Genomic DNA, 24,982 nt, shown 5'->3' with positions numbered 1-24,982 from the left:
TGCTCCTCGGGGAAGGCGGTCGTGGCGCAGGGGGTACGAGAGGCGCGAGGGGTGCGGGGCTTCAGGGGTGCCAGAGGCACGAGGAGCGCGAGGGGTGCAACGGGTGCGGTGGTCGCCGGTGGCACGGGGGGCTCAGTTGATCCGGACGAGTCGGGCCTTGAGGACGGCGAGCAGGCCGCCGTCGACGGTGACGCCGCTGGTACCGGACACCTGGACCGACCGGCCGCCGATGCTGACCCCGGCGGTGCCGTCGATGTCCACCTGGCTGCCGGTCACCTTCACGGTGCCCCGGCCGGCGTCGAGGGTGATGCCGTTCCGGTCCAGGAGGACGGAGGTCAGCGGCTTGTTGCGGCCCGCGTACACGGTGAGTTCGATCCGGTTCAGGCGGTCGTCCATCCGTACTTCGAGCCGCTCGTCCCCGGTCACGAGCCGCAGCCCGGACGGCCCCGGCGCCGCCGCGTCCAGCAGCTCCACCCGCTGGCCCGTACGGGACACCACCGAGCGGCGGTTGACCTTCCCGCTGGTCTTGTCGATCAGCGGCACGTCGTGCGGTGAGGGCTGGTCCACACCGTTGTAGAGGCCGCCGATGACGTACGGGCTGTCGAGCAGTCCCTGGTCGAAGCCGACCAGCACCTCGTCATTGACCTCGGGACTCACCACGCCGCCGCCGCCCGTGCCGCCCCACTGGACGGTGCGCACCCAGTCGCTGACGTAGGTGTCGTCCAGCCAGGGGAACCGCAGGCGGACCGCGCCCCGCTGGGAGCCGTTCGGCTCGCGCACGTCCGTCACCACGCCGATCGCCAGACCGGGGATGCGCGGGCCGCGCCCCGGCGCGTTGCCACCGGTCACCAGGCCGGCCAGGGAGCGGTCCGGGCTGGCGCTGACCCACACGGTGGTGCGGTAGCCGCCGTGCGGCTCCAGGACGTGCTGGACGGCCGTCGCCGTGTACCGGCCGGAGAACGCCTGCCCGACGTTGCCGAGGGCCACCGGCTTGCCGGCCCGCAGCAGCGGGTTCCCCTCGGCCACGGCCTCCAACTCGCCGAAGCCGGAGCTGATCTGGGCCGCCGCCGCGTTCGCGACGGCCGTCGTCTCGGCCTGCGTACGGTAGGGGGTGTCGGTGACGGCCACGGCCGACTTGCCGAACCGCGCGGCGAACTGCGGGCTGAGGCCCGGCACCACGGTGTCGCTGACCACGGACGGCTGCTCGGCGACCAGCGGCCGCTTGGTGGTCACGTCCCAGCCCCGCACCTGCACCTTCGAGGCGCCGTCGGCGGTCGACAGCGCGGCGCGCAGCGCCAGCAGGTTCCGTCCGTACTCCAGGACCATCGGGTCGCGCGTCGCCGACGTCGACGGGGCCGGCGCCCCGGACGCCTTCGCCGGCCGGGTGAAGTGGAGCACCCCTTGGTCGTCGAGGCTCACCCGGGCCCCGCTCTCGCCGGCGAGGTGCTGCAGGAAGTCCCAGTCGGAGACGTTCGCCTGGGAGAGCTGCTGGTGGGTGACCGGCGCGGCCTCCACCTTCCCGACGGCCAGCCCGGCTCCGGCCGCCACCTTGCGGACGATGGCGGCCACCGTCATGTTCCGGTACGCGACGACCTTGCGGCCGCGCTGGAGGCGGTGCGCCTTGGAGTAGGCGCGTACGACGGTGAACGATCCGGTACGGTCGCGGTCGATCTCCAGGGCCGTGACCTCGCCGTTGAACAGCCGCTGCCGCGCCTGGCCCTTGACGGTCATCACCGACACCCGCAGCGGGCTGCCGATGGTGATGCCCGTCGCGCGCAGGAACTCGTGGTCGGGGTCGCGGTAGGTGAGGACCGCGGTGTCCGGCAGTGCCACGTTCTCGTCCACCACGCAGCTCACGAGCTGAGCCGCCCAGACGGGCGGCAGTTCGCCGGGTGCTTCGACGATCGGGTCGGCCGCGAACGAACGGCCCCCGGTTGCGGACGCGCTCATCGCTGCCCCTCCTCGCCGGCGCCGTACTCGTCGTCCCGCAGGCCCGGCACCACGAGCTCGGTGCCGGGGGCGAGCGCCATCGGGTCGTCGATGCCGTTGGCCTCGGCGATGGCCCGCCAGGCCGTCGCGTCGCCGTACTCGCGCCAGGCCAGCATCGCCAGACTGTCGCCCGCCACCACGAGGTGCGTACTGCGGGCGGTGCGCGCTCCGGACGTCGGGTTCTGGCCGGGCGGGTCGACGCTCGCTTCCTCGATGGACAGCGAGCAGGTGGCCCGCAACGGCTTGCCGTCCACGTCGAAGAGCGTGTACGAGACCGACAGGTTCGACAGGACCCCGTCGAACGAGGTCGTCCGCGCGCTGCCCCACTCGAAGCGCACCCAGGGGCTCGCCGGCTTCTTGCGGCCGAGGCTGGCCGGGGTCGGCACGCAGGCCTTCATCAGCTTCTCCACCGCCTGCTCCACCGAGTTGTCGTGGGTTGCGGTGGCGTCGAGGAACACGTCCAGGCTCAGGGTGCGCGGGCCGCTGCCGACGAACTCGGGCAGTGCCGACTGGCCCGCCATCCGGGACGGGGACCGCCGCCACTCGGTGGTCTTGCCCAGTTGCAGGGTCGACGGGTTGAACTGGAGGTCGAGCTTGGCGATCATTCCGCCGGGCTTGGCCCCGACCGAGGCGGGGGGCTCCTTGAGGGTGAGCTGGGCCCGGGCGCGGCTGGCGCGTGCCGATGAGGCCATGCCGTGGACTCCCTTCCGGAGCGGCGAGACTAAGAGGGGTGCGGGGTGCGGGGTGCGGGGTGCGGGGGGTGCGGGGAAAGGGCGGGCGGTCAGGAGGGCAGCAGGCCCGCGTGGGCGATCTCCAGGGTCTCCACCGCGGCTTGGGACTGGGCGGGGTCGAAGGACGGGCCCTGCCAGCGCACCGGGACGATCCCGAACACCTGCCAGCTGATGATCCGGCTCAGATCGGGCCGCAGCGCGACGATCTCGCCGTCCTTGGGCTCGACCCGGCGCAGGGTCTCGTCCAGCCAGCGGCCGATCTTCGCCGTGTCGGTGGTGACGGGCCGGGTGAGGGTGATGTTGGACCAGGTGACCCGCCCCGGCAGCTGCCAGGTGAAGCCGTTGTTGCCGCCCTCGGCGTAGCTCTCCATCTCGACCTCGGCGCCCATGCCCGAGCAGGTGTGGAAGGCGCCCAGGTCGTTGCCTCCGATCGCCAGCCGGAAGAACACGCTGCTCGCGAAGATGTTGTCCGTCATCGGTCCGTGGTCCGTTTCTCGTTCGTCGTGTGCTCAGCGGCGCCCGTCGAAGGGCCTGCCCGCGCGTTCCCGGCCGCGTCGTAACTCGGTGCGCAGCAGGCGGGCCACCGGGTCGAGCAGCCGGCGCGCCAGGTCGTCCAGATCGAGGTCGCCGCCCTGCGGCACCGCATCGCGCGCACCCTGGGGCCGGGCGGACGCGGCGGTGGCCGGGCGGCGGCCGCCCGTGTCGCGCTGCACCGGTGGCGGGCCCGACCGGTGGGGCGCGCCGCCCGCGGGGGGCGCGGTACCGGTCGCTCCCGGAGGTACGGCGGACTCCCCCGGACGGGGCCGCACCACGGGTACGGGCTGGGCCGACGAGGCGGCCGGGGACGGCTGGACGGCGAGCGGCGGCGCGTGCGGGCCGGTGACGGGCAGCGGCCCGCCCGCGACGGGGCCCGCGCCCGTCGCGGGCGACGGGTACCGGCCCGGCGCGGGGCGTACGACGTGCGCGGGACGAGGGGCCCGGCCGGGCGCGGCGGGGGCGGAGGTGCGTACGGGGGCCGGCGCGGTCGTCGCGCGCTGGACCCGCGGTGCGGCGGAGGGCGGTGCGGGTGCGGGCCAGCGTGCCGTTACGACGGGGCGGCCCGCCGTCGGCCGGGCGGCGGGGGCGGCCGCGCTCCCCATGTCGCGGGTGTCGAGGGTCAGCGGCCGTGCCGAGAGGAGGGGCAGGGCGCGGCGCGCGGGGCCCGCTGCCGTGTCGGCTGCCGTGCCGGCCGCGCCGTGCGGGGTGCCGCTCCGGTCGGAGACGGCGCGGGCGACGACGAGCGGCGCCCCGGCGCGCTGGACGCGGTCGCGCGGTGCGGCGGCCGGCGCCGGGGCCGGTGTGGCGGCGGGTGCGGCAGCGGGTGTGGTGGCGGGTGTGGTGGCCGGGTACGGCCGGCCGGCTCCGCCCAGCAGGGGCGCGGGGCCGGTCGGGGCGGGCGTACGCGCCGACGCGCGCTGTACGCCGGCGGGCGCGGCCGGCGGCGCGGTGCGGTACGAGGACGAACCGGACGCGGGCACGGAGGCGCTCGGGGGCAGCGCGGGCAGGGGCGCCCCCAACCCGGTGCGTACGCGGGGCGCCGACGACCCCGGGCGGGGCCCGGGAGTGGCCCCGGACCGGGCCGGGCCGTGCTGCGGGGGCGGCTTCGGGCCCTCGCCGCGGGCAGGAGCCGCACCGGCGGCCGGGGGCTCCGCCTGGCGCTGGACCACGGGCATCGCCGGAGCGCGTACCGAGTCCGGCGCCGGGGCGTGCGGGCCCGACGGCGCGGCGGTGGCGGGCAGTTCGGTCAGCGGGGCGCCGAGCGGCGCACGGCCGCGGCTCGCCGAACGCCGCGTCGGAGCGTCCGGGGAGGGCGCCCCGGCCGACGGGGAGACGGCGGGAGGTACGACGGGCACGCGGCGCCGGGGCGTGGCGGGCACCCGGGCGACGGTCAGCGAACGGCCGACGGCCCGCGTCCGGACCACGGCGTGCGCGGCCCCGTCCGGAGCGGTCCCCGCGGAGCGGGAGGTTCCGGCGGCGGCCCGCTGGACGGGCGGGGGCGCGGCGGCGCGGCCGCCGGGGGCGGGGCCGGCGGACCTCGGCGGGTCGGCTGCGGTGCGGCCGGCGGTTCGGCCGGCGGAGGTGCCGGAGGGCGCGGCGGGGGCCCCGGCGGACCTCGGCGGGTCGGCTGCGGTGCGGCCGGCGGAGGTGCCGGCGAGGGCCCCGGCGGACCCCGACGGGCCGGTGGCGCGGCCGCCGGGGGCGGGTCCGGCGGACCTCGGCGGGTGGGTTGCGGTCCGCTGTGCGGTGCGGTCGGCGGGGGTGCCGGTGGGGCTCGGCGGGCCGGCTGCGGTCCGCCGGGCGGATGTGGCGGTGCGTCCGGCGGACGTCGACGGCTCGGCCGGGGCGCGGTGGGCGCGCGCGGCGGACGCTTCCCGGGGCGGGACTGCTTCGGCGGACGCGCCGGGGACCACCGCGATACGGCGGACCAGCGGGAAGCGCGCGGGTGCCGGGGCGCGGCCCGGCCCGTCCGGGGACACGGCCGCGCCGCTGTCCGTCGCCCCGGCGCGCTGCACGGCGGGAGCGGGCGTGCCGAGTACGGCCGCGGAGTGTGCGGACGTGAGCCCGCGGGTGGCGGGCGACCCGCCGGAGGGGGGCTCGCCCGCCGCCTCCGACGGGGTGCCGGGCCCGGACGGCGGTGCTGCCGTCGCCCCGGCCCCCGGGGGGATCTTGGCCGCGCCGCCTCGGGCCGCGGCCCGTGCGACGAACGGGCCCGGTGCGCCGATGCCCGCGTTCCCGGCCCCCGCACGGCCGCGGGACGGCCGTACGGCGTCGGGGTGAGACCCGGCGGCGGGCGGACCCGCCGGGGCGTTCGCGCGGTCGCCGCCCCGGGTCGGGCGTACGGAGTCGGGCTGGGCAGGCCCGGACGCGCCCGGTCCGGACCCGTGCGGGGTGCCGCCCCGGGAGGGGCGCCCGGCGTTCGGCAGGGGAAGGGCGGGCCCGGCACCCGGTCCGGACGCGTGCGGACCGGGCGCGCGGGAGGGCTGAACGGCCTTCGGCAGGGACCGGTCCGAGCCCGCCGCGGCCGGGCCGGGGTCGGTGGCCGGGCCGGGGCCGGTGGCCGGGCCGGGGTCGGTGGCCGGGCCGGGGGGCGTCGGGCTCGACGTGGGCGCGCCGGGGCGGATACGGCGCGAGACCTGCGGGATGTCGCGCTGCCGCGGTGCACCCGGAGCCGACGGACGGACCGGCCCGACCGGCTGCTCCGCCGCCGGGTCGGCGTCCGGCCGCAACGCACGCAGCAGCAGCGGGCCGCCGCTGCTGGGGGCGGGACGCGCGGTGGCGGGGCGGGCGACTCCGCGCACGAGACCGGCCGGCGCGGACGGCAGCACGGCGTGGGCGAGCCCGGTGTCGAAGGACGGGTCGCGCCACGCGGCCAGCCCGGACCGGAAGGCGAGGCCGTCGCTGACGCCCATCGGCGCGCGGGACACGGTCAGTCGGGGCGGCGACGTCGCGCGCCATCCGCCGTCCCAGTCGCCCGGCACACCGGAGCCCCCTGCGGCGGGCACGCCGCCGAGAGCCCCGCCCGGAACTCCGTCCGGAGCGCCGGCGGTCGCGGCGGCGTCGGGCACAGCGGCGCGCCGACGCAGCCTGTCCCGCCATGCCATCTGCTCAACCGCCTTCGTTCACACGGGTGTTGATACGAGCTATCTCGGTGACCCAGTCCTGGCGCTCGCCATGGGTGAGGTCGAGGATCTCGTCGCGCCGCCAGTGGAAGTGGTAGGCGATGTACGCGATCTCCTCCTTGAGCCGGGGGAGGGCGTACGTCACGATTCCCCCAGGCGCCCACCGGAGAGGTCGACCTCGAAGCCGCCGTCGCAGTGCGGGCAGGTGACCGCCGCGCGGGTGTGGCCCTCGCTGTTGACGCGCCGGTAGAAGTCCTGCAGGAACGCGACGTCGGTCGCGTACATCCGCTCGACGATCCCGGCGTGCACGTCGGTGATCGTGCCGAGCCGGGTGATCACCTGGCTGAGCAGGACCACGCTCAGGTACGCCGGGTTCTCCTTGACCCGCAGGTCGATCTGGGGGCGCAGCTCGTCGCGGGCCGTGGCCAGACGCATCGCGCCGTGCCGGTGCACGGTGCCCGCCTCGTCGACGTACCCGCGCGGCAGCTCGAACTCGAACTCCGTGCGCAACCCGTGGTCCTCGCGCGGCGCCGGCGCGGCGGGGGGCGCCGCCGCCTGTTCCGGGGCCGTGGCGGGCGCCGTGGCCTGGAGGATCTCCTCCAGGCTGCCCGCCGTCACCGTACGGCGCCTCATTCGACGATGATCTCCTCGAACACGATGGTCACGGACTCGGTGGCCGCCGCGGACTCACCGGCCTTGAGGGACGGGCCCTCCCACTTGGAGGCCCAGCCCTGCATCAACTGGATGCGGCGGACGGTCGCGCCCGTGGAGTCCTTGATCTCGATGGTGAGGTTCTGCCGCGCGGTGTCGACGGCCCCGTTGTTCAGGGTCTCTTTGATCCACTTGGTGAACTCGCTGCTCTTGTCGAGACCGCGGGTGATCGTCACCTCGCCCGCCTGGCGGGCGCCGGGCTGCTTGCGGATGATCTGCTTGCCCTCCGCGCTGACCTGGCGGACCTCGACGACCTCTTCCTCGACGGTCAGGCCGCTGATCTCCTGGATCGATTCGACCAGGTAGCCACCGAGCTGCACGCCGAAGATATGGGTGGAAAGAGCATCGCCCTCTGCCATGACTGTCCTTCACCTTTCCTTGTTCTCAGGGCTTTACCGGCTCGCCCGGCTCTTCAGGCCGTTCTGCCCGTTCTGATCGTCACTCGTCGACGAGGCTGGTGCTGTCGGAGAACTGGGCCAGGCGGAACACCACGAACTCCGCGGGCTTCACCGGCGAAACGCCGATCTCGCAGACGACGCGGCCCTGGTCGATCGACTCCTGCGGGTTGTTGTCCCGGTCGCACTTGACGTAGAACGCCTCCGCGGCCGTGCGCCCGAACAGCGCGCCGCGGCGCCACTCCTCGGTGAGGAACGCCGTGACGTTGCGCCGGATGCTCGACCACAGCCGGTCGTCGTTCGGCTCGAAGACCACCCACTGGGTGCCCAGGAGGATGGACTCCTCCAGGTAGTTGAAGAGCCGGCGCACGTTCAGGTAGCGCCAGGCCGGATCGGAGGAGAGCGTGCGGGCGCCCCAGATCCGGATGCCCCGGCCGGGGAAGGCCCGTACGCAGTTCACGCCGATCGGGTTGAGCAGGTCCTGCTCGCCCTTGCTCAGGCGCAGCTCCAGGTCCACCGCACCGCGGATCACCTCGTTGGCGGGGGCCTTGTGCACACCGCGCTCGGCGTCGCTGCGGGCCCACACACCGGCGATGTGACCGCTGGGCGGGACGGTCGTGTTGTGCCCGGCGGCGGGGTCGAAGACCCGCACCCACGGGTAGTAGAGGGTCGCGTAGCGGGAGTCGTAGCCCGCCTCGTCCATGCGCCAGGTGCGCACCTGCTGCGCGGAGAGCCCGGGCGGGGTGTCCAGGACGGCCACCCGGTCGCCCATCTGCTCGCAGTGCGAGATCACCGCGAGCTGCACGGTGCGTACGCCCTCGGAGTCGATGTCGCCGCGCTCGTAGGCGCTCATCAGGTCCGGAACGGCGACCATGGTGATCTCGTCGATGGTCTCCAGACCGGCGAACCCGGTGCGGGCGCCCGCGTCGCCGACGTACTCGGACGGGTCGAGCCGGGACACGTCCGCCTGCGCGGTCGGGGCGGGCGCCGCCGAGGCGTCGGGCAGGGCCACGGTCTGGCCGGCGGGCCGGGTCTGGGGCGCGTTGCGCTGCTCGGTGACCTCGATCAGCTTCGAGGCACGGGCCTGGGTGACGAGGTAGCCCTTGACGTTCTTGCGGGCGGACGCCTCGTAGGTCTCGGCCACCTGGTCGCCCTGGCGGACCAGGACCTTGAAGCGGTCCTCGGGCGGGTTCTCGCCGTCCGCGTCCGCGATCTCCACGGACACGCCGGTGACTCCCGGTCGCGCCGCGACGAGGAAGCCGCCGAGCTCGACGGGGTCCGCCGCGCGGAGGTGGGGGCGGGCGGTGCCGGCGGCCGGTACGGAGGCGTCCTGGCCGGACCCGCCGATGCGGACGACGTACGCGGCGCCGCCGCCGTTGGCGAAGTAGCCGTAGACGGCGTGGGGCAGGTAGGTGCCCTCGGTGAAGCCACCGAACCGCTGGGTGTACTGGTCCCAGCTGGTGACCAGCGTCGGCTCGTGGAACGGCCCGCTCTGGGCGAACCCGACGAACGCGGCGACGGCGGTGCCGACCCCTTCGATCGGGCGAGCACCGGACTGCACCTCCTCCACGTACACGCCCGGGGTGAGGTACGTCGGCATGCTCGCTCCTTCGCGCTTGCTGCCCTGCGTGCGCAGGACGTCGAAACTTCGGGACTGCGGGGACTGCGGGACTTCGAGGACTGCGAGAACTGCGAGGACCGCATTTCTGGTCCGCCGACAGCTTTTCGCGCGGGCGCGGCCGCGGGGCAGGGGCGTGCGGACCTGGCCGGGGGCAAGTGCGCTGCCCTCCCGGTCCGGCGGCCCGGCTCACACGTGCGTGACCTGGTCGACGTACGGACCGAACTCGCCCTCCAGGACCAGTCGGCCGAGCTTGCGGTACTCCTGGGCGACCGCCGTCACCACCTGGGACATGGTCAGCGGCTCGCCCGATGCGGCGGCGAAGTACGCGGCGGTCACGGCGCAGGCCCGGATCGAGCCCCCGGCCAGTTCGAACCGGTCCGCGCAGAAGCGGAGATCGAGGCCGTCGGCCCGGGGCAGCCGGTCGCCCAGGCACCGCTCCCACAGGGCCAGGCGCTGGGCGGCGTCGGGCACCGGGAAGTCCGCGATGACGTCCAGGCGGCGGGTGAACGCCTCGTCGAGGTTGGCCCGGAGGTTGGTGGTCAGGATCGCGATGCCGTCGAACGACTCCATCCGCTGGAGCAGGTAGGCCGACTCCATGTTGGCGTGCTTGTCGTGGGAGTCCTTCACCTCCGAGCGCTTGCCGAAGATCGCGTCGGCCTCGTCGAACAGCAGCACCGCGTTGACGGCGGACGCCTCGGTGAAGATCCGCTCCAGGTTCTTCTCGGTCTCGCCGACGTACTTGTCGACGACGGTGGACAGGTCCACCACGTACAGGTCCATGCCCAGGTCGGCCGCCACGACCTCGGCGGACATCGTCTTGCCGGTACCGGAGGAGCCCGCGAACAGCGCGATCACCCCGCGTCCGCGCCCGCCGCCGGGGCGCATGCCCCACTGCCCGAGCACCTGGTCGCGGTGCCGGGCGCGGACCGCGAGCTCGCGCAGCCGGCGGTGGGTGGGAGCGGGCAGCACCAGGTCGTCCCAGCCCACGGCGGGCTCCACCCGCCGGGCGAGGCGGGCGAGTCCGGCGCCGTTCTGGGCCCGTACGGCGGTGCGCAGGTCGTCGGGGGTGACGGGGCGGCCGTCGAGCGCGGCCGTACGCACCGCGGTGTCGGCGGCGCGCCGCAGCTGTCCGGCGTCGAGGCGGTGGGCGGCCACGGACCGCGCGAGCGCGTCGGTGCCGCCCGCCGCGCCCGCGCCGCCGGCACCGGCTGCCAGGCCCGCCGTGCCCGCGTCGCCGCCGACGACAGCCGTGCCCGCGTCGCCGCCGACGGCGGTCCCGCGCTCGTCTCCGGCAACCGCCGCCGGGCCCACGGCGTCCGCCGTCCCCGCCCGGCCGTGTGGTGCGCCGGCCCGCTCCAGCGCGTGCCGCCAGCGCACGACGTGCCGGTCGGGGGACGGGGCCGCCACCGTCATGGTGACGGGGGTGTCGGCCGCCCAGGCGGGCTCCCAGCCGCTCGTCCCGTACGTGAACAGGGGGGTGCCGCGCAGCACCGCGCACAGCGCGCGCAGGACCCGGGTCCGCTCGTCGGGCTTGTCGGGCAGCTCCTCCACCGGCCCGAGCAGCACACCCGCCCCCAGCAGGCGGGCCTCGCGGGCGGCGGCGCGGGCGAGTTCGGGCACGGTACGGACGTGGTGCGTCAGCGCCGCCGCGTCCAGGGCCAGGGGGAGCAGCCCGCCGGCGCGCAGCGCGGCGGCGGCCAGGCCGACGGGATCGCCGCCGCGGGTCCGCAGGTGGACGTGGCCGGTGCCGCTCGTGGCCGCCGCGACGGCCCGGCGCAGTTCGGCCGGGTCCACCGCCGGGTCGTCGGCGGCCTCCCCGAGCACGTCGGCCAGCCGCGGGTCGGGCGAGGCGTCGCCGAGGAGGTGTGCGGTGACCCGGTCCGGGACGGCCAGCACGCGTGACAGCGGCGGCCGTTCGGGCTCGGTGACCTCCAGCAGGCCGCCCGCGACGAGCGGTGCGGTGGGGGAGAGCCGGAACCGCGCGGTCGCCACCCCGGCGCGGCCGCACAGTTCGAGGGCGAGGGCGACGGTGGGCCGGCGGCGGGTCAGGTCGTCGTTGAGGTAGCCGTAGAGCTGTTCGAAGCGGGCGTCCAGGTCCGGCGCCAGGGCGACCAGGAGCAGGTCCAGGTCGAGCGGAGCCAGCCCGAAGCGCGTGGCGAGGACGTCGAGCGCCGAGCCGGGCGGGGGGTCGGCCGGTGCGAGCGCGGGCAGGGCGGGGTCGTACGGGGCGTCCAGGACGCGGGTGACGGCCTCGTGGGTGAGGTACTGGCCCCGGTAGGGGTCGTCCGGGTCGGGATCGGCGGCGCGCCGGAGCGCCACGGCCCGGCGCACCCGGTCCTCGACGAGCCGGAGCCGTGTCCACAGGTACGGGATCGTGTCGGCCGCAGGCGCGGGTGGGGGCGCCGACGCCGACGCGGGCGGCGGCGAAACGGTGTGCGTCACGGCTGCCGTTCCCCCCGTCGGCGGCGCGCGGGAGCCTTCGGCCGTTCCCGGGAGCCGCCGAAGCCCTCCGGTCCCGCACCGCTCAGCTCGACGTAGCGCAGCCGGCGCGCGTCGTTTGTCTCCCCCGGCTCGACCCGCGGCACGGACCGTACGACCAGGCCCTCGGTGACCGGTAGCGCGGTGGCGTTGCTGATGCCGGCCAGCGGCGCCTTCACGCGCACGCCGAGGGACGGCTTCAGCTCGCCGCCCAGCGCCGACCACACCTCGGAGGCGGCCGGGGCGTCCGCGCCGGTGCCCCCCGCGTCCATGTCCACGAGCAGGCCGAGTTCGGCGAGCGTGCCGCTGAGCAGGCGCGCGGGCAGCGCGTCCACGGACACGAGGCAGGACAGCACCTGGGAGAGCAGCCGGTGCTCGTCCTGCGGCCTGCTCGCCCACGCGGTGACCAGGTAGGTCAGCTCGAACCAGCGCGGCGGGGTGCGGCGCGCGACGACCAGCCCGTCCGCGTCGTACACCTCGCCGCCGCCGTTGCCGCGCCGGGTGGGGTCTTCGCGGATGTCGTACAGGAACACGCAGACCGTGGGCGCGCTGCGGCGCGCGGCCCAGTCGCGCGTCGGCGCGTCGAACACCACCTCGACGCCCGACGCCTCCAAGCCGGACTCCGCCAGCAGCCGGCGCAGCCCCTCGTCGACTTCGTGGATCACCGGCGGGTCACCTCGTCGGGCGGCTGCACCGTGCCGTTGACCACCAGGAAGTCGGTCTGCACCGGGGAGAAGCCGGGGCCGCTCGCGATGATGACACGGGGTCCGGTCTGGTCCTTGGCGAGGATCAGCAGCTGGCCGGTGAACGTGCCGTCGCGCCGGGGCAGGGTCGGCGCCGCCGCCGCGGTGATGCCCGGCTTCCACGTGAACCGCACCGGCACACCGGGCGGGAAGTCCTCGCCGCGCACCGAGGTGACGAAGCCGGGCTTGCCGATCGGCGGCACGGCGACGATGCGCGGCTGGAGGATGCGCAACTGCTGCTGCGCGGTGTTGTCGCCGGGGTCGGCGTCCGTGCCGGTCGTGGTGAGGGTGCCGGTCACCCGGCCGGTGAGCGCCTTGTCGGGGCTGAGGACGACCTGGAGGACGGTCCGGGCGCCCGGTGCCAGGTCCGGCAGCGCGCACGTCCAGTTCTGGTCGCAGCCCGGCGGCGGCCCGTTGTGGGGCACGCCCTCCGGGAGGCCGAGGCGCAGCCGCAGGCCGGTGGCCAGTGCGTTGCGTCCGTTGCGCACGGTGTAGGTGACGACGACGCGGCCGCCCACGTAGCCGGGGTCGGGCTGCGCGGTGACGCGCACCGCGGGCCCGGCCGGAGGCGCGGGCGGCTCCGGCTGCGGCGCGGGCGGGAGGGTCGGCGTCCGCGTGGGCGTCGGGGTGGGTGCCGGGGTCTGCGTCGGGGTGGGCGTGGGTGTCGGTGTCGGCGTCGGCGTGACGGGGGCCTCGCGCACCGGCACCACGGTCCGGTCGGCGTTGTCGGTGGGGCGGGGGTCGAGGACGGTGCCGGTGACCGACCAGTCCACCGGCTGGTCGCCGGCGGTGACACCGGTGAGGGTGACGGTCACCGGGACGGTCGCCCCGGGGCGCACCGTGCCCAGCGCGCAGGTCAGTGTCGCGGCGTCGCAGGTGACGCCCGGCGCGGTGAGCGCGGTGACGGTCACCCCCGCCGGGGGCGCGACGGTCAGCCGGGTCCCGGGCGAGGCCGCCGGGCCCTGGTTGACGACGTCCACCCGGAGGGTGGCGGAGTCGCCCACGGTCAGCGGGGCCGCCTTGGCGGGCGCCCGGACGGAGAGGTCCACCGACTGCTGCACGGCCGGTTCCTTCTGCCGGCCCGGCAGGCCGGTGACGAGCAGGTTGTGGGCGCCGGTGGCGACGTCCACCAGCTTGAGCTTCTCGGGGCTGTTGGCGGCCCGGTCGCCGCGGGCGCTGAGTACGAGGCTCTTCCCGTCGGCGGTCCAGGCGGCGTCGCGGGGCTGGAACGGTCCGCGGGCCGGGCTGTCGGGCAGTTCCCTGCCGCACGCTCCGGGAACGTCGCGGGCGGCCTCGGGCAGCAGGACCCGGCAGGCGTCACCCGTCGGGGAGGCGAGCAGGATGCCGCCCTGGTCGTCGAGGCGGCCGCCGCCGTTCTTGCGGTTGAAGGCGAGGGTGGCGCCGTCCGGTGAGAACGCCGGGCTGTCGTCGATGACCTCGCAGGCACCTGGGCACAGCATGGCGCTCAGGTCGCGCTGGCGGTCCAGGCGGTCCACCGGCACGGTCCAGACGTGCTTGTTGCCACCGCGGTCGCTGATCATGTGGTTGCGGGTGAAGGCCAGGGTCGTGCCGTCGGAGGACCACGTGGGCTGGGCGTCGCCGCCCCTGCCCTGGCCCTCGGGCGGGGTGACCTCGCCGCGGATCGCGCCCGTGGCGGCGTCCGCGATCAGGATGCGCGCGGGGCCCGCGGCGCCGCCGGTGCCGCCCGGCGAGGTCCGGGTGAAGGCCAGGAACCTGCCGTCGGGGGAGAACGTCGGGTCGGTGTCCCAGTCCTTGGGCCCGCGGCCCGCGAGGGGCAGGGGCGCCGCGCCGGACCCGTCGGCGTCCGCCGTCCAGATCCGCTGGATCCGGCCGTCGGGCGTGTCCTCGAAGCGGGTCAGCACGATCCTGCGCCCGTCGGGCGTGTAGTTCTGCCGCTCGGTCCACGGGTCGTACCCGGGGGCCGGCTGGAACAGCGGGTCCTTGGCCGGGTCGGTGTTGGTGTCGGCCGCCGGGTCCTCCTTGAGGATGGTCAGGCCGAGGTCACGCGGGTCGGAGCCGTCCGCCCGCGCGTCCTGCAGGGTCACCACGTGCGGCCCGGAGGCCGAGGTGCGCTCGACCACGGCCCCGCCGCCGTCGAGCGGCCCGAGCCAGGTGGGCGAAGCGACCTCGCGGTCCTCGCTGAGCACCACCTGCGGCGTGTCGGCCGCGTGCGCGGGCACCCGGAAGACGTGGTCCCAGTCGCCCTCGCACTCGCAGGTGCGGTTCGGGCTCAGGAAGAGCACGCCGTTCCCGTCGGGCAGCCAGGTTGCCCCGTGGGTACGCCACTGCTCCTGCGCGCCCGCCAGCAGCGGCCCGCCGCCGCGCCCGTCGGTCCACCGCAGGCGGGGCCCGGCGGGCCCGGTGGCGGTGTAGGCGATCCGGTCGCGGTGGGCGGCGTCGTCCACCGGGTTCCACACCGGCTCGGTGGCCGGGCCGTCGGCCGGATCGGAGACGCGGACGGCGGCGCCGCCCCGCAGCGGGCGTACGTGGATCTGCCGTCCGGCGGCCCGGTCCTCGTCGCTGGAGTACGCCAGGCGGCGGCCGTCGGGCGAGACCGTGGGGTGCTCCTCGTTCGCGGGCGTGTCGGTCAGCCGGGTCAGTCCGGTCCCGTCGGTGCGCACCAGGTACAGGTCGCGCTGGACGCCGCCGGTCTCGGGCCGCTGGGCCGTGTCGAAGACGACCGCCCGGCCGTCCGGGGTCAGCCGGGGGTGCGCCACGTCCAGGCCGCTGGTCAGGCGGCGTACCGAGCCGTCCGCGGAGCGCAGGTAGACCTGCGGGTTCCGCTCGTCGCGGCGGCCGGCGAAGACCAACTGGTCGCCGAGGGCCGCGGGCTGGAGGTCCAGGTGGGCCGGACCCTCCCCGAACAGCGGGGTGCTGGACGTGCCGGTCGCCACCCGGCCCAGGCTGCGGTGGCGCGTACCGGCGTACGCCACCCGGCTGTCGCCGGCGTCGGCCGCGAGGGGTCGTGCCCCGGCGTCGCCGGGGCCGGTGGCCGCCGTCACCGCGAGCAGGGGGGCCAGCAGCAGCAGTGACGCGCCGGCCCTCCCCCAGCGGTGTCGCCGACCGTCGGAGCCACCCGTGCCCATCACGGTCCACCTCACAGTCCGGGTGCAGCATCTGCGCATGATCCCGCCACCCTGCGGGCCGGCGCCCGCGGACCGGCAGGGCCGCGGGGCCGGACCCGGGGGAAGCGCCGGGTGCGCTTTCGGGCAGCGGCCGGGGCGGTGGCGGGCCGGGCGCCGGGCCCCGCCCCGGGGCCGTGCCGCCGCGGCGGTCAGATCAGTCCGTTGCGCAGGGCGTAGCCGACCGCGTGCGTGCGATTGCGCAGTTGCAGCCGCGTGATGACTTCGTGCAGCACGTTCTTGACGGTCCGTTCGGAGTACGAGGTCTTGCGCGCGATCTCCGCGGTGTCCAGGCCGTCCGACACCAGCCGCAGCATGTCCGCCTCGCGCGCGGTCAGGGTGGACAGGGACACCGCGCGCGGGTCGAGGGCCGAACGCTGGAGGCTGCCGACGTGGTCGAGGAGTTTCGCGAGGAGGTCGCCGGGCAGTACGCCCTCTCCGTTCGCCATCGCCAGGACCAGGCGCAGGAGCCGGTCCTGGTCGGCTTCGGCGCGCCGCAGCACCGCGGTGACCCCGCATTCGATGGCGCGCTGCAGGGCGTCGCCGGATTCGAAGGTGCCGACCACGAGCCCGGTGCGGGTGGTGGAGTCGTGGCGCAGCCGGTACAGCAGGGCGGCCGTCTCGTCGTCCACGCTGTCCACGGCCACGAGCGACACCTGCGCGCCGTCGGCGCCGGCGGCGTCGACGAGTTCGATCTCGGGGCGCTGGCGCAGCTGGTGGACGATCCCGACGTGCAGGACCGGGTCGGACGCGTACACGGCCACGGTGACCCGCCGGCCGCCGCCGGACGAGGAGAGGGGTCCGTGGTACTCGCTCTGGGTCTGGGTCATGTGTCGTACCTGTTCCGGGATGCGTATGTGCGGACACGGGCGGGAAGGATCATCAACAGCTGCTGCGCACCGGTGAGTTGAGGAGAGCCCGGGAGGGCATCGGGGCTGCCCGGGGCGTTGCCCCCGCGCCCTTGGAAGCGGCCGGTGCGGCGTCGTAGCGTCGCCGTGTGATATCCCCAGCAGCCTCTCCCAGCCCCGGCCCGCCCGGCCTCGACATCCCGGCGGTGTCGGTGACGCCGGGCGGTACCGCGTCCACCAGCCTGACCGTCCGCAACGACAGCGACATCGTCGAGGCGTACCGCCTGGAGGTCGTCGGCGACTGCGCTGCCTGGGCCACGGTGGAGCCCGCGCGGCTCTCCCTGTACCCCGGCACCTCGGAAGCGGTGACGATCCGTCTGGCGCCGCCGCGCTCGCCGCACGTGAGGGCCGGGGACGTGCCGCTCGCCGTACGGGTGCTGCCCACCGAGCACCCCGAGTCCGTACGGGTCCCCGAGACGACCGTGCACGTCGAGGAGTTCCGGGAGCTGCGGGCGGAGAGCGCTCCCAGACGCCGCCGCGGCTGGCTGCGCGGGCGCTACCGGATCGCCGTGCGCAACGAGGGCAACTGCCCCGTACGGCTGGGCTTCACGCCCGCGCAGCCGGGCGAGGAGCTGAGGTTCGATTTCCGTCCCGCTGCGGTGAAGCTGGAGCCGGGCGAGTCCGGCGAGGTGGTGCTGAGGGTCCGTACCGGCACGCCGGTGTGGTTCGGGGCCCCGGTGACGTGGCCGTTCACCGTGGAGGTGGCGTCGGTCGGGGAGGGCGACGGCGAGGCGGCCGAGGGCGCCGAGGAGCGGCGGTCGGAGCCGGACGCCGTCCGGACCTCGCTGGAGGTGGAGTTCGTCCAGATCCCGATCTTCCCGACGTGGCTGCTCGCGGTCCTGGCCGCCCTGCTCGCCCTGCTGCTCGCCTGGTTCCTGCTGGTGCGCCCGGTCGTGCGCAGCACCGCCAAGGAGGCGGCCGAGCTGGTGCAGAAGAAGCCGACGCCCACCGCCGACGTGAACGGGCAGGTCCCGGCGGCCGGCGGCGCCGAGCAGCCGGCCGGAGGCGCCAAGAACCCCGTGCCCGGGGCCGGCGGAGCCGGTACGGGCGGCGGCGGTACGGGCACGGGTACGGGCGCGGGCACCGGCATCGGCGCCGTCGGGCAGCAGAGCTCGGCCACCATCGACCTGCAGACCGGCGGCGGGCAGACCAAGACCGGTTCCTACACGGTGCCGGCGGGCAAGGCGTTCGGGATCACGGACATCGTCGTCGCCAACTTCCAGGGCGACGAGGGGGTGGTGACCATCAGCTTCGGCGACCGCAAGATCACCACGATCGCGCTGGAGACGTTCCGCAACCAGGACTACCACTGGGTCACCCCCATCAGCATCACCGAGAGCCAGACTGTGACCGTCCAGGTGACCTGTGCGAAGCCGGGCACCCCCGCTACCGGCCGTCAGGCACAGGAGTGCCACGAGGTGCTCAATGTGAGCGGGGTGCTGAGCGACCTCCGGTGACCCGAGCGGCACGGACATCGTCGGTCAGGTTGTCCGCCGGGGCAAAGGACGCCTTTGCCCCGGCGTCTGGAAATCGGTACTCGACATCTCGATCAGGTGTCCACTTTGCGGTCGTACGTTCCCGTCCGGGCGTCCCCTCGACGTAGTGAACTGGCGGGTAACCAGAGGTAATCGGCGAAGCGGCAAAGATGGCGTGATCGCGGCTTCCTCCCCCGCGCCGGTCAGTGGGTGGGGACCGCCACCTGCTGACCGGAGTCCAAGACCGCGCTGCTCAAGGACAACTGGGCCGGGACATCGTGCCGGGCCTGGCCGACAGGAAGGGCTTGACGGCCCCGGTCGCGGTGTCCTCGGCCGGGGCGATGTCGATCTGGAGGTTCGTCAGCGCCATCAGGCAGTGCATGGGGTCGCGGTTGGTGTCGCCGTCGTACGCGGCGATGCCCGCCCGCACCCGCGCCACCAGGTCGTCCTGCGGCTCCGGCAGCGTCCGGGTACGCGCCATGAACCGGCCCAGCAGCCCCCCCGGGGCGCGGCGGGTCGGCCGGCAGCGCCGCCGCCGTGGGAGCGGTGGCGCGGGACGCGGCGGACCGGTCCTCGGCCCGAAGCGGATGCCGGGACGGGCCTGAGCCGTCCTTGGCGGCATCTGCTGCTGCCTTCTCGCGGGCGGGGACGCGCATGGGACCTGCCTCTCGGGGTGTGCGGCGGATGCGGGGGGACGCCCCCCCTGCTTACCCCCGGAACCCACCCGTCGGCATGCCCGTTCGGGCACACCCGGGGAAAGGCCGCCCCGGCCCGGACGGCGCCGCCCGCCGCGGAGCCGCTGCCGCGCTCAGCGGTCGGTACGCCGCCGGTTCGAGGCGCCGGCCTGCATGCGGTCGTGCTGGTAGGCGTCCTCGGCCCAGCGCGCGAGGTCGTGCAGCTCGCCCTTGAGCTGGTCCCAGGTCTTCATCGTGGCGCCCATCGTGCGGATCTCGAAGGGAACCATCACGGCGCCCTCCTCCTGGTGCGGGGCGATCTGGTTCATGCCGCCGAACACGCTCTGCTGGTCCACAGCGGGAGCCCCGTTGAGCGCCGATTGGGCGAACGCGATGAGGGACACCTCGGGCCCGTCGATCTGCCGCGTGGCGTTCTCGCGGAACTCCAGCTTCCCGCCGTCCCCGGAATCCTCCTGGTATCCAGCGAGGGCGTCGAGGACGTCCTCGCTGCTGTCGCCCAGGAACTCCTGGAACGCCGGGTCGAGCAGGCGCCGGACGTCCGAGAGCCGGGACCGGGACAGGACGGCCGTCAGGTTCTTGATCTGCCCCTGGTCCTGGTCCTGCGCCACGTAGTCGGCCACGGCCGCGACCTGCATGAAGAACAGCTGGCTGTAGCCGTCGAGCGCGTCCGTGGCCACCCGCTTGCGCTTCTTGGAGGCCGCCGCGCCCCGTTCGTACATCTGCACGACGTCCGAGGCGAAGGCCTTGGCCTGGGTGAGGCGGAAGCGGGCACGGAGGTTCGGTGCGCCCGCGGTGGCGGGCGCGGCGTCACGGAGGTGGTCGAAGAACATCGGCATGCCGCTCAGTGGTACCCCGACCGAGTAGTGCACGAACAGGCCGTCGCCCAGGCCCCTGCGTCCGGCGTGCTCGGTGTAGCCGAGCCCCGGGGCGACCCGGGCCCCGGCTCCCTCGGCGAGGATCTCCAGGCTCAGGGGCATGTTCTGCAGCGGCGTCTTGTCGGCCGCCCGGTAGAACTCTTCGCGCACCTTCCGGATCTCTTCGACCAGATGGTCCAGGGCCTCGGGTCCGGCCTCGCTCATCGAACCGACCACCGGGACCGCCCCGGTGACGAACTCCACGTTCGAGTACCCGCCTCCGTTGGTCAGCGAGCGCTTGTCGGAGACGACCTTGAAGTCCGCCGCGGTGCTCTTGGCCAGGTCGGTGTCGCCCTCGTACTTCTCACCCCGCTCGTTCTCCACCGGGAGGCTGACCTCGGTCTCGAAGCCCAGCATGCGCTGTACGGGCGCCCCGGAGCCGCCGGAGGCCGACCGGTGCGCGGGGCCCGCCGCCGGCCGCGCGTCCCGGAGCTCCGGCCGGGGCCGGGACATGGCCCGTACGGCATTCACCTCGGCCTCCCGCTCGAAGGCGTCGGACGGGTCCGACACCGACAGGCCCGCACCGTTGTCCGTACCGGACACCGGGCCGCGCCGCTGCTGGATCACATGGGTGAGCTCGTGCGCGAGGGTGTGCTTGTCCCCACCGGCCGCTCCGATGACGACATCGCGGCCCGAGGTGTAGGCCCGGGCCCCGATCTCGGCGGCGGAGCGCTGGGCCGCCGCCCCCGTGTGGAGGCGCACCTCGGAGAAGTCCGAACCGAGGCGGTCCTCCATCTCCCGGCGCAGCGGCTCCTCCAGCGGGCGGCCCGCGCCCCGGAGCACCTCGTGGACGGCGGAGCGCTGCACCGCGGGCGCGTCATGGTCGTGATCGCAGGACGCGTCGTGCCGGCGCCGCTCCTGCTCGACCAGCCGCGCGACGGCCGTGTTCCCGATCCGCCGCTGCAACGCGCCGACCTGCCGGGGGGACACCGCCGAGACCGCCCCCGAGGCCGGTACGGGCGCCTGCGCCTGCCGGGCCCGGCCCGCCCCCTGCCCGCCGCCGGACCCACCGCGGTCGTTCGCCTGAGCCCGCACGAGAGCCCCTCCCGCTCGACTGCCACTGCCAAGGCCCGTGTCTACCGGCGCCCCGCCCCCGAACCCAGGGACGCGAGGGCAACACCGGGGCCACGGCCCTTGCCCCGGCGGAGGCCGGCGGGCCGTTCGGTCAGGGCCAGACCAGGCAGTACGGCTGGTGGCCCGCCTCGTGGAGGCGGTGGGAGAAGTCCTGCCACTCGTGGAGCAACTGGTAGACGTTGAAGGCGTCGCGGGGGCCGCCGCGGTCCGGGACCGTGGACCAGATGAAGGCGGCCGCGCCGACCGATTCCTCGCCCACACCGCGGAGCGGGTCCACGACCGTCATGGGCAGTTTGACCACCGCGTAGTCGGGGTGGAGGACGACCAGCTCCAGCGGCGGCACCTTGTGGAGGGGTATGCCCTCGATGCCGGTCAGGACCATCGCGGCCACCGTCTCCGGCTTGATCTTGGTGAAGAGGCCGCCCATGCCGAGCTCGTCGCCGCCCAGCTCCTCCGGGCGCATCGTCACCGGGACCCGGGCGGCCGTCGCGCCGTCGGGCGCGCCGAAGTACTTGTACGTCACTCCCATGCCGCGACCCCTGAGCAGACCTTCCGGGGGAGCAGCGGGTCCCGGGACGGCATCGGCCGCTTCCGCGGCGCGGCGGTGCTTGCCCCGGCGGCGGGATTCGCGGGCGCGCTGGGGGTCGAGGCCGTCCGTACCCTCGCCCGGTCCACCACCGCGTTGCATATCTCCACCCGACTGGTCTTGCTCGCCCCGGCCCCGCGGCCCCCGCCACGCAGCCTGATCATCATGGCAGTGACCTCCCCCGCAGTGGCGCGGTGAAACGCCCGTCCGCAAGTCTGTCGCGGCCTCTGAGACCATGGCTGGTGTGAGCTACCCGTACCCGTATGAAGCCCCAGTTTCGCAGACGCTCTTCGAGCGCGCGTCCCTCGTGACCCCCGGCGGCGTGAACTCTCCGGTCCGCGCCTTCCGCGCCGTGGGCGGTACGCCCCGGTTCATGGTGTCCGGTACCGGTCCATATCTGACCGATGCCGACGGCCGGGAGTATGTCGACCTCGTGTGCTCGTGGGGGCCGATGATCCTCGGCCACTCCCACCCCGAGGTGATCGAGGCCGTCCGGGCGGCCGTCGCCCGCGGCACGTCCTTCGGCACCCCCGGCGAGGGCGAGGTCGCGCTCGCCGAGGAGATCGTCGCGCGGATCGAGCCCGTCGAGCAGGTCCGCCTGGTGTCCTCGGGTACCGAGGCGACCATGTCGGCGATCCGGCTGGCCCGGGGCTTCACGGGGCGCGCCAAGGTGGTGAAGTTCGCCGGCTGCTACCACGGTCACGTGGACGCGCTGCTGGCCGCCGCCGGTTCCGGGCTCGCGACCTTCGCGCTGCCGGACACCCCCGGGGTGACCGGAGCCCAGGCGGGCGACACGATCGTCCTCCCCTACAACGACCTCGAAGCGGTACGGGCGGCCTTCGCCGCGCACCCCGGCGAGATCGCCTGCGTGATCACCGAGGCCGCGCCCGGCAACATGGGCGTCGTCACCCCGGCCGAGGGCTTCAACCAGGGTCTGGCCGACCTGTGCCGCGCCAACGGCGCCCTCTACATCTCCGACGAGGTCATGACGGGCTTCCGCACCTCGCGCGCCGGCTGGTACGGGGTGGACGGGGTCGAGCCCGACCTGATGACCTTCGGCAAGGTCATGGGCGGCGGCTTCCCGGCGGCGGCCTTCGGCGGCCGCGCGGACGTGATGGGCCACCTGGCTCCGGCCGGTCCGGTGTACCAGGCGGGCACGCTCTCCGGCAACCCGATCGCGACCGCGGCCGGCCTGGCGCAGTTGCGCCTGCTCGACGCGGCCGCGTACGAGAAGGTCGACGCCGTGTCGGCGCGGATCCAGGGCCTGGTGACCGAGGCGCTGACCAAGGAGGGCGTGGCGCACCGGGTGCAGACGGCGTCCAACATGTTCTCCGTGTTCTTCACCGAGGACGAGGTCCGCGACTACGACGACGCCAAGAAGCAGGAGAGCTTCCGCTTCAACGGCTTCTTCCACTCGATGCTGGCTCAGGGCGTCTACCTGCCGCCGTCCGCCTTCGAGTCCTGGTTCGTGTCCACCGCCCACGACGATCGGGCGATCGAGCGCATCGCGGCCGCGCTCCCGGCCGCCGCCCGGGCCGCGGCGGAGGCGACCGCGTGAGCGCCGGCGACACCTCGGAGATCACCGTCGTCCACCTGGTGCGCCACGGAGAGGTGCACAACCCGGACGGGGTCCTCTACGGGCGCCGGGCGGGCTACCACCTCTCCGAGCTGGGGCGCCGGATGGCCGACCGGGTCGCGGAGCACCTGGAGGCCCGGGACGTCACGCACGTCGTGTCCTCCCCGCTGGAGCGGGCGCAGGAGACCGCCGCGCCGATCGCCAAGAGCCACGGGCTGGACCTGGCGACGGACGGGCGGCTGCTGGAGGCGGAGAACGTCTTCGAGGGCAAGACCTTCGGCGTCGGTGACGGCGCGCTGCGCAAGCCGGGCAACTGGAAGCACCTGACGAACCCGTTCAGGCCCTCCTGGGGCGAGCCGTACGTCGAGCAGGTGGTCCGGATGATGGGCGCGCTGGAGGCGGCGCGAGACGCGGCGCGCGGCCACGAGGCGGTGGCGGTCAGCCACCAGCTGCCGATCTGGATCGTGCGCAGCTACGCGGAGAAGCGCCGACTGTGGCACGACCCGCGCCGCCGCCAGTGCACGCTGGCCTCGTTGACGTCCTTCACCTACCAGGGCGACAAGCTGGTGTCGGTGGGCTACAGCGAGCCGGCCCGAGACCTGGTCCCGGCGCACCTGCTGGCCGGGGCGAAGCCGGTCAAGGGCGCGTCCAAGGCCTTCGGCGCCTGACCGGGGATTCGGACTCGGCGATGCCGGCCGCGGCCGGCATCGCCACCCGCGGTTCCGGCGCCGCGGTTCCGCCGGCCGCACCCCGCGCCCGCCGGGCATCCGCCCGGACATCGGTGCTGACCAGGGCATCGACGCCCCTCCGGGGGGCGCGGTAGATCCCCGAACCGCTCATGCGAAACTTTTCACATGAGCCTTAGCCGCGCACGGGTCCGTCGACGTAGCAGCCGCTCGACCGGCGCCCGTGCCCTCCTGCTGACCGCGGTGACCGTCGCGGGCGTCCTGACCCTGGCCTCCTGCACCGACACGGACGGCGGCGCCAAGGCCTCCGGCAGCTCCGGGGGCAACTACGTGACGGGCCCGAGCGGCATCTCGACCGTGCCCCGGGGCGAGCGCGACGAGGCCCCCGCGCTCGACGGCGAGAACCTCGCCGGCGAGCCGCTCGACGTCACCACCCTCAAGGGCAAGGTCGTCGTCCTCAACGTCTGGGGCTCCTGGTGCCCGCCCTGCCGCGCCGAGGCCCCGAACTTCGCGAAGGTCTCGAAGGAGCTCTCCGACGCCGGCAAGGACGTCGCCTTCGTCGGCATCAACACGCGCGACTACAGCAAGCAGAACGCGGTCTCCTTCGAGCAGAACTACGGGATCACCTACCCGAGCCTCTACGACCCGGACGGCAAGCTGATGCTCCGCTTCCCCAAGGGCACCCTCAACCCCAAGGCCATCCCCTCCACGATCGTCCTCGACAAGGACGGCCGGATCGCCGCGCGCGCCCTGGTCGCGATCAGCGAGGAACAGCTGCGCTTCATGATCGACCCGATCCTCGCGGAGAAGTGAACCGGTGGTCACCGGACTCCTCCTCGCCGCCGAGCCCATCGGGGTGAACACCACCGTCCTGAACGGGGCGCTGCTGCTGGCCCTGCCCATCTCGGTACTCGCCGGGCTGGTCTCCTTCTTCTCGCCCTGCGTGCTCCCCCTGGTCCCCGGCTACCTCTCCTACGTGACCGGCGTCAGCGGCGCCGACCTCGCCGAGGCCCGGCGCGGGCGGATGCTGGCCGGAGCGAGCCTGTTCATCGCAGGCTTCACCGCCGTCTTCGTCTCCACCGGCGCGCTCTTCGGCTACTTCGGGGACGTCCTCCAGGACAACATGGCGGTCATCTCACGGGTCCTCGGCGGCCTGGTGATCCTCCTCGGCCTCTTCTTCATGGGGGCGATCCCGGGCCTGACGATGCGGGAGTTCCGCTTCCACCGGAAGCCGACGGCGGGCCTGGTCGGCGCGCCCGTGCTCGGCGCGCTCTTCGGGGTCGGCTGGACCCCCTGCATGGGGCCCACCCTCGCCGCCGTGACCACCCTCTCCCTCGACCAGGCGAGCGCGGGCCGCGGCGCGCTGCTGACCGTGGCCTACTGCCTCGGCCTCGGCGTGCCGTTCATCCTCGCGGCCATCGCCTTCCGCAAGGCGCTCGGCGCATTCGGCTGGGTGAAGAAGCACTACGCGTGGGTCATGCGCATCGGGGGCGGCATGCTGGTCCTGACCGGCCTGCTGCTCGTCACAGGAATCTGGGACAGCATCGTCAGCGACATGCAGAGCTGGACCCAAGGCGTCACGGTGGGAATCTGAGGAC

Annotated in this window: 20 protein-coding genes; 5 read left to right on the top strand and 15 right to left on the bottom strand. The window is 74.8% G+C overall.

The features are described 5' to 3' along the window. Window positions 1-132 precede the first annotated feature (132 nt). The 12 genes from ACWFQ8_RS03910 to ACWFQ8_RS03855 all read right to left on the bottom strand — a co-directional run bounded on the left by ACWFQ8_RS03910 (window position 133) and on the right by ACWFQ8_RS03855 (window position 16,300). Window positions 133-1,950, bottom strand: coding sequence for a VgrG-related protein (locus tag ACWFQ8_RS03910; protein WP_453784564.1), 1,818 nt, complete (start codon window positions 1,948-1,950; stop codon window positions 133-135). Further along, window positions 1,947-2,681, bottom strand: a complete 735-nt coding sequence (locus tag ACWFQ8_RS03905) for a CIS tube protein (RefSeq protein ID WP_453784563.1) — start codon at window positions 2,679-2,681, stop codon at window positions 1,947-1,949. Before ACWFQ8_RS03905 ends, ACWFQ8_RS03910 begins: the two co-directional genes overlap by 4 nt. A gap of 89 nt (window positions 2,682-2,770) precedes the next feature. Beyond that, on the bottom strand, window positions 2,771-3,196 hold the full coding sequence (locus tag ACWFQ8_RS03900; RefSeq protein ID WP_453784562.1) for a phage tail protein: 426 nt from the start codon (window positions 3,194-3,196) through the stop codon (window positions 2,771-2,773). 33 nt (window positions 3,197-3,229) lie between these two features. After that, window positions 3,230-6,361, bottom strand: coding sequence for a hypothetical protein (locus ACWFQ8_RS03895; protein WP_453784561.1), 3,132 nt, complete (start codon window positions 6,359-6,361; stop codon window positions 3,230-3,232). Between the two features lie 4 nt (window positions 6,362-6,365). Continuing rightward, entirely contained in the window at window positions 6,366-6,524 is a 159-nt protein-coding gene (locus ACWFQ8_RS03890; RefSeq protein WP_453784560.1) for a DUF6760 family protein, read from the bottom strand. Continuing rightward, the gene (locus tag ACWFQ8_RS03885) at window positions 6,521-7,012 is read right to left on the bottom strand and encodes a hypothetical protein (protein WP_453784559.1); all 492 of its coding nucleotides are present in this window, start codon (window positions 7,010-7,012) and stop codon (window positions 6,521-6,523) included. Before ACWFQ8_RS03885 ends, ACWFQ8_RS03890 begins: the two co-directional genes overlap by 4 nt. Then, window positions 7,009-7,449, bottom strand: coding sequence for a phage tail protein (locus ACWFQ8_RS03880; protein WP_030388073.1), 441 nt, complete (start codon window positions 7,447-7,449; stop codon window positions 7,009-7,011). Before ACWFQ8_RS03880 ends, ACWFQ8_RS03885 begins: the two co-directional genes overlap by 4 nt. A gap of 79 nt (window positions 7,450-7,528) precedes the next feature. Next, on the bottom strand, window positions 7,529-9,085 hold the full coding sequence (locus tag ACWFQ8_RS03875; RefSeq protein ID WP_453784558.1) for a phage tail sheath family protein: 1,557 nt from the start codon (window positions 9,083-9,085) through the stop codon (window positions 7,529-7,531). Window positions 9,086-9,292: 207 nt separating this feature from the next. Then, window positions 9,293-11,548 carry an ATP-binding protein gene (locus ACWFQ8_RS03870; protein WP_453784557.1) on the bottom strand — a complete coding sequence of 752 codons (2,256 nt, stop codon included), beginning with the start codon at window positions 11,546-11,548 and terminating at the stop codon, window positions 9,293-9,295. Further along, window positions 11,545-12,249 carry a DUF4255 domain-containing protein gene (locus ACWFQ8_RS03865; RefSeq protein WP_453784556.1) on the bottom strand — a complete coding sequence of 235 codons (705 nt, stop codon included), beginning with the start codon at window positions 12,247-12,249 and terminating at the stop codon, window positions 11,545-11,547. Before ACWFQ8_RS03865 ends, ACWFQ8_RS03870 begins: the two co-directional genes overlap by 4 nt. After that, window positions 12,246-15,434 (bottom strand): hypothetical protein, encoded by a 3,189-nt coding sequence (locus ACWFQ8_RS03860; protein ID WP_453784626.1) that lies wholly within the window; start codon window positions 15,432-15,434, stop codon window positions 12,246-12,248. The genes ACWFQ8_RS03865 and ACWFQ8_RS03860 overlap by 4 nt, the downstream gene beginning before the upstream one ends. A gap of 188 nt (window positions 15,435-15,622) precedes the next feature. Further along, complete coding sequence (locus ACWFQ8_RS03855; RefSeq protein ID WP_453784555.1) at window positions 15,623-16,300, bottom strand: LuxR C-terminal-related transcriptional regulator; 678 nt, start codon at window positions 16,298-16,300, stop codon at window positions 15,623-15,625. 167 nt (window positions 16,301-16,467) lie between these two features. On the opposite strand from ACWFQ8_RS03855, the gene ACWFQ8_RS03850 reads away from it, so the two are divergent. Then, on the top strand, window positions 16,468-17,835 hold the full coding sequence (locus tag ACWFQ8_RS03850; RefSeq protein WP_453784554.1) for a COG1470 family protein: 1,368 nt from the start codon (window positions 16,468-16,470) through the stop codon (window positions 17,833-17,835). Between the two features lie 271 nt (window positions 17,836-18,106). Here the strand turns inward: ACWFQ8_RS03850 and ACWFQ8_RS03845 are convergent, their stop codons facing one another. The 3 genes from ACWFQ8_RS03845 to ACWFQ8_RS03835 form a co-directional block, all read right to left on the bottom strand. Continuing rightward, on the bottom strand, window positions 18,107-18,334 hold the full coding sequence (locus ACWFQ8_RS03845; protein WP_453784553.1) for a hypothetical protein: 228 nt from the start codon (window positions 18,332-18,334) through the stop codon (window positions 18,107-18,109). A gap of 327 nt (window positions 18,335-18,661) precedes the next feature. Further along, window positions 18,662-20,497, bottom strand: a complete 1,836-nt coding sequence (locus ACWFQ8_RS03840) for an eCIS core domain-containing protein (protein WP_453784552.1) — start codon at window positions 20,495-20,497, stop codon at window positions 18,662-18,664. Between the two features lie 130 nt (window positions 20,498-20,627). Then, the gene (locus ACWFQ8_RS03835) at window positions 20,628-21,065 is read right to left on the bottom strand and encodes a hypothetical protein (protein ID WP_053675327.1); all 438 of its coding nucleotides are present in this window, start codon (window positions 21,063-21,065) and stop codon (window positions 20,628-20,630) included. Between the two features lie 292 nt (window positions 21,066-21,357). Here ACWFQ8_RS03835 and hemL point away from each other — a divergent pair, with 292 nt between their 5' ends. The 4 genes from hemL (at window position 21,358) to ACWFQ8_RS03815 (ending at window position 24,978) form a co-directional block, all read left to right on the top strand. Further along, window positions 21,358-22,680, top strand: a complete 1,323-nt coding sequence (hemL, locus tag ACWFQ8_RS03830; RefSeq protein WP_453784551.1) for a glutamate-1-semialdehyde 2,1-aminomutase — start codon at window positions 21,358-21,360, stop codon at window positions 22,678-22,680. Beyond that, on the top strand, window positions 22,677-23,366 hold the full coding sequence (locus tag ACWFQ8_RS03825) for a histidine phosphatase family protein (RefSeq protein ID WP_453784550.1): 690 nt from the start codon (window positions 22,677-22,679) through the stop codon (window positions 23,364-23,366). Before hemL ends, ACWFQ8_RS03825 begins: the two co-directional genes overlap by 4 nt. Before the next feature lie 186 nt (window positions 23,367-23,552). Continuing rightward, window positions 23,553-24,197: a TlpA family protein disulfide reductase gene (locus ACWFQ8_RS03820; protein WP_453784549.1), complete on the top strand. Its 645-nt coding sequence runs from the start codon at window positions 23,553-23,555 to the stop codon at window positions 24,195-24,197. 4 nt (window positions 24,198-24,201) lie between these two features. Next, complete coding sequence (locus tag ACWFQ8_RS03815; RefSeq protein WP_453784548.1) at window positions 24,202-24,978, top strand: cytochrome c biogenesis CcdA family protein; 777 nt, start codon at window positions 24,202-24,204, stop codon at window positions 24,976-24,978. Window positions 24,979-24,982: the final 4 nt, after the last annotated feature.

It is taken from the genome of Streptomyces sp. NPDC055254 (assembly GCF_053606025.1).
This window is presented reverse-complemented; position numbering and strand designations above follow the sequence as displayed.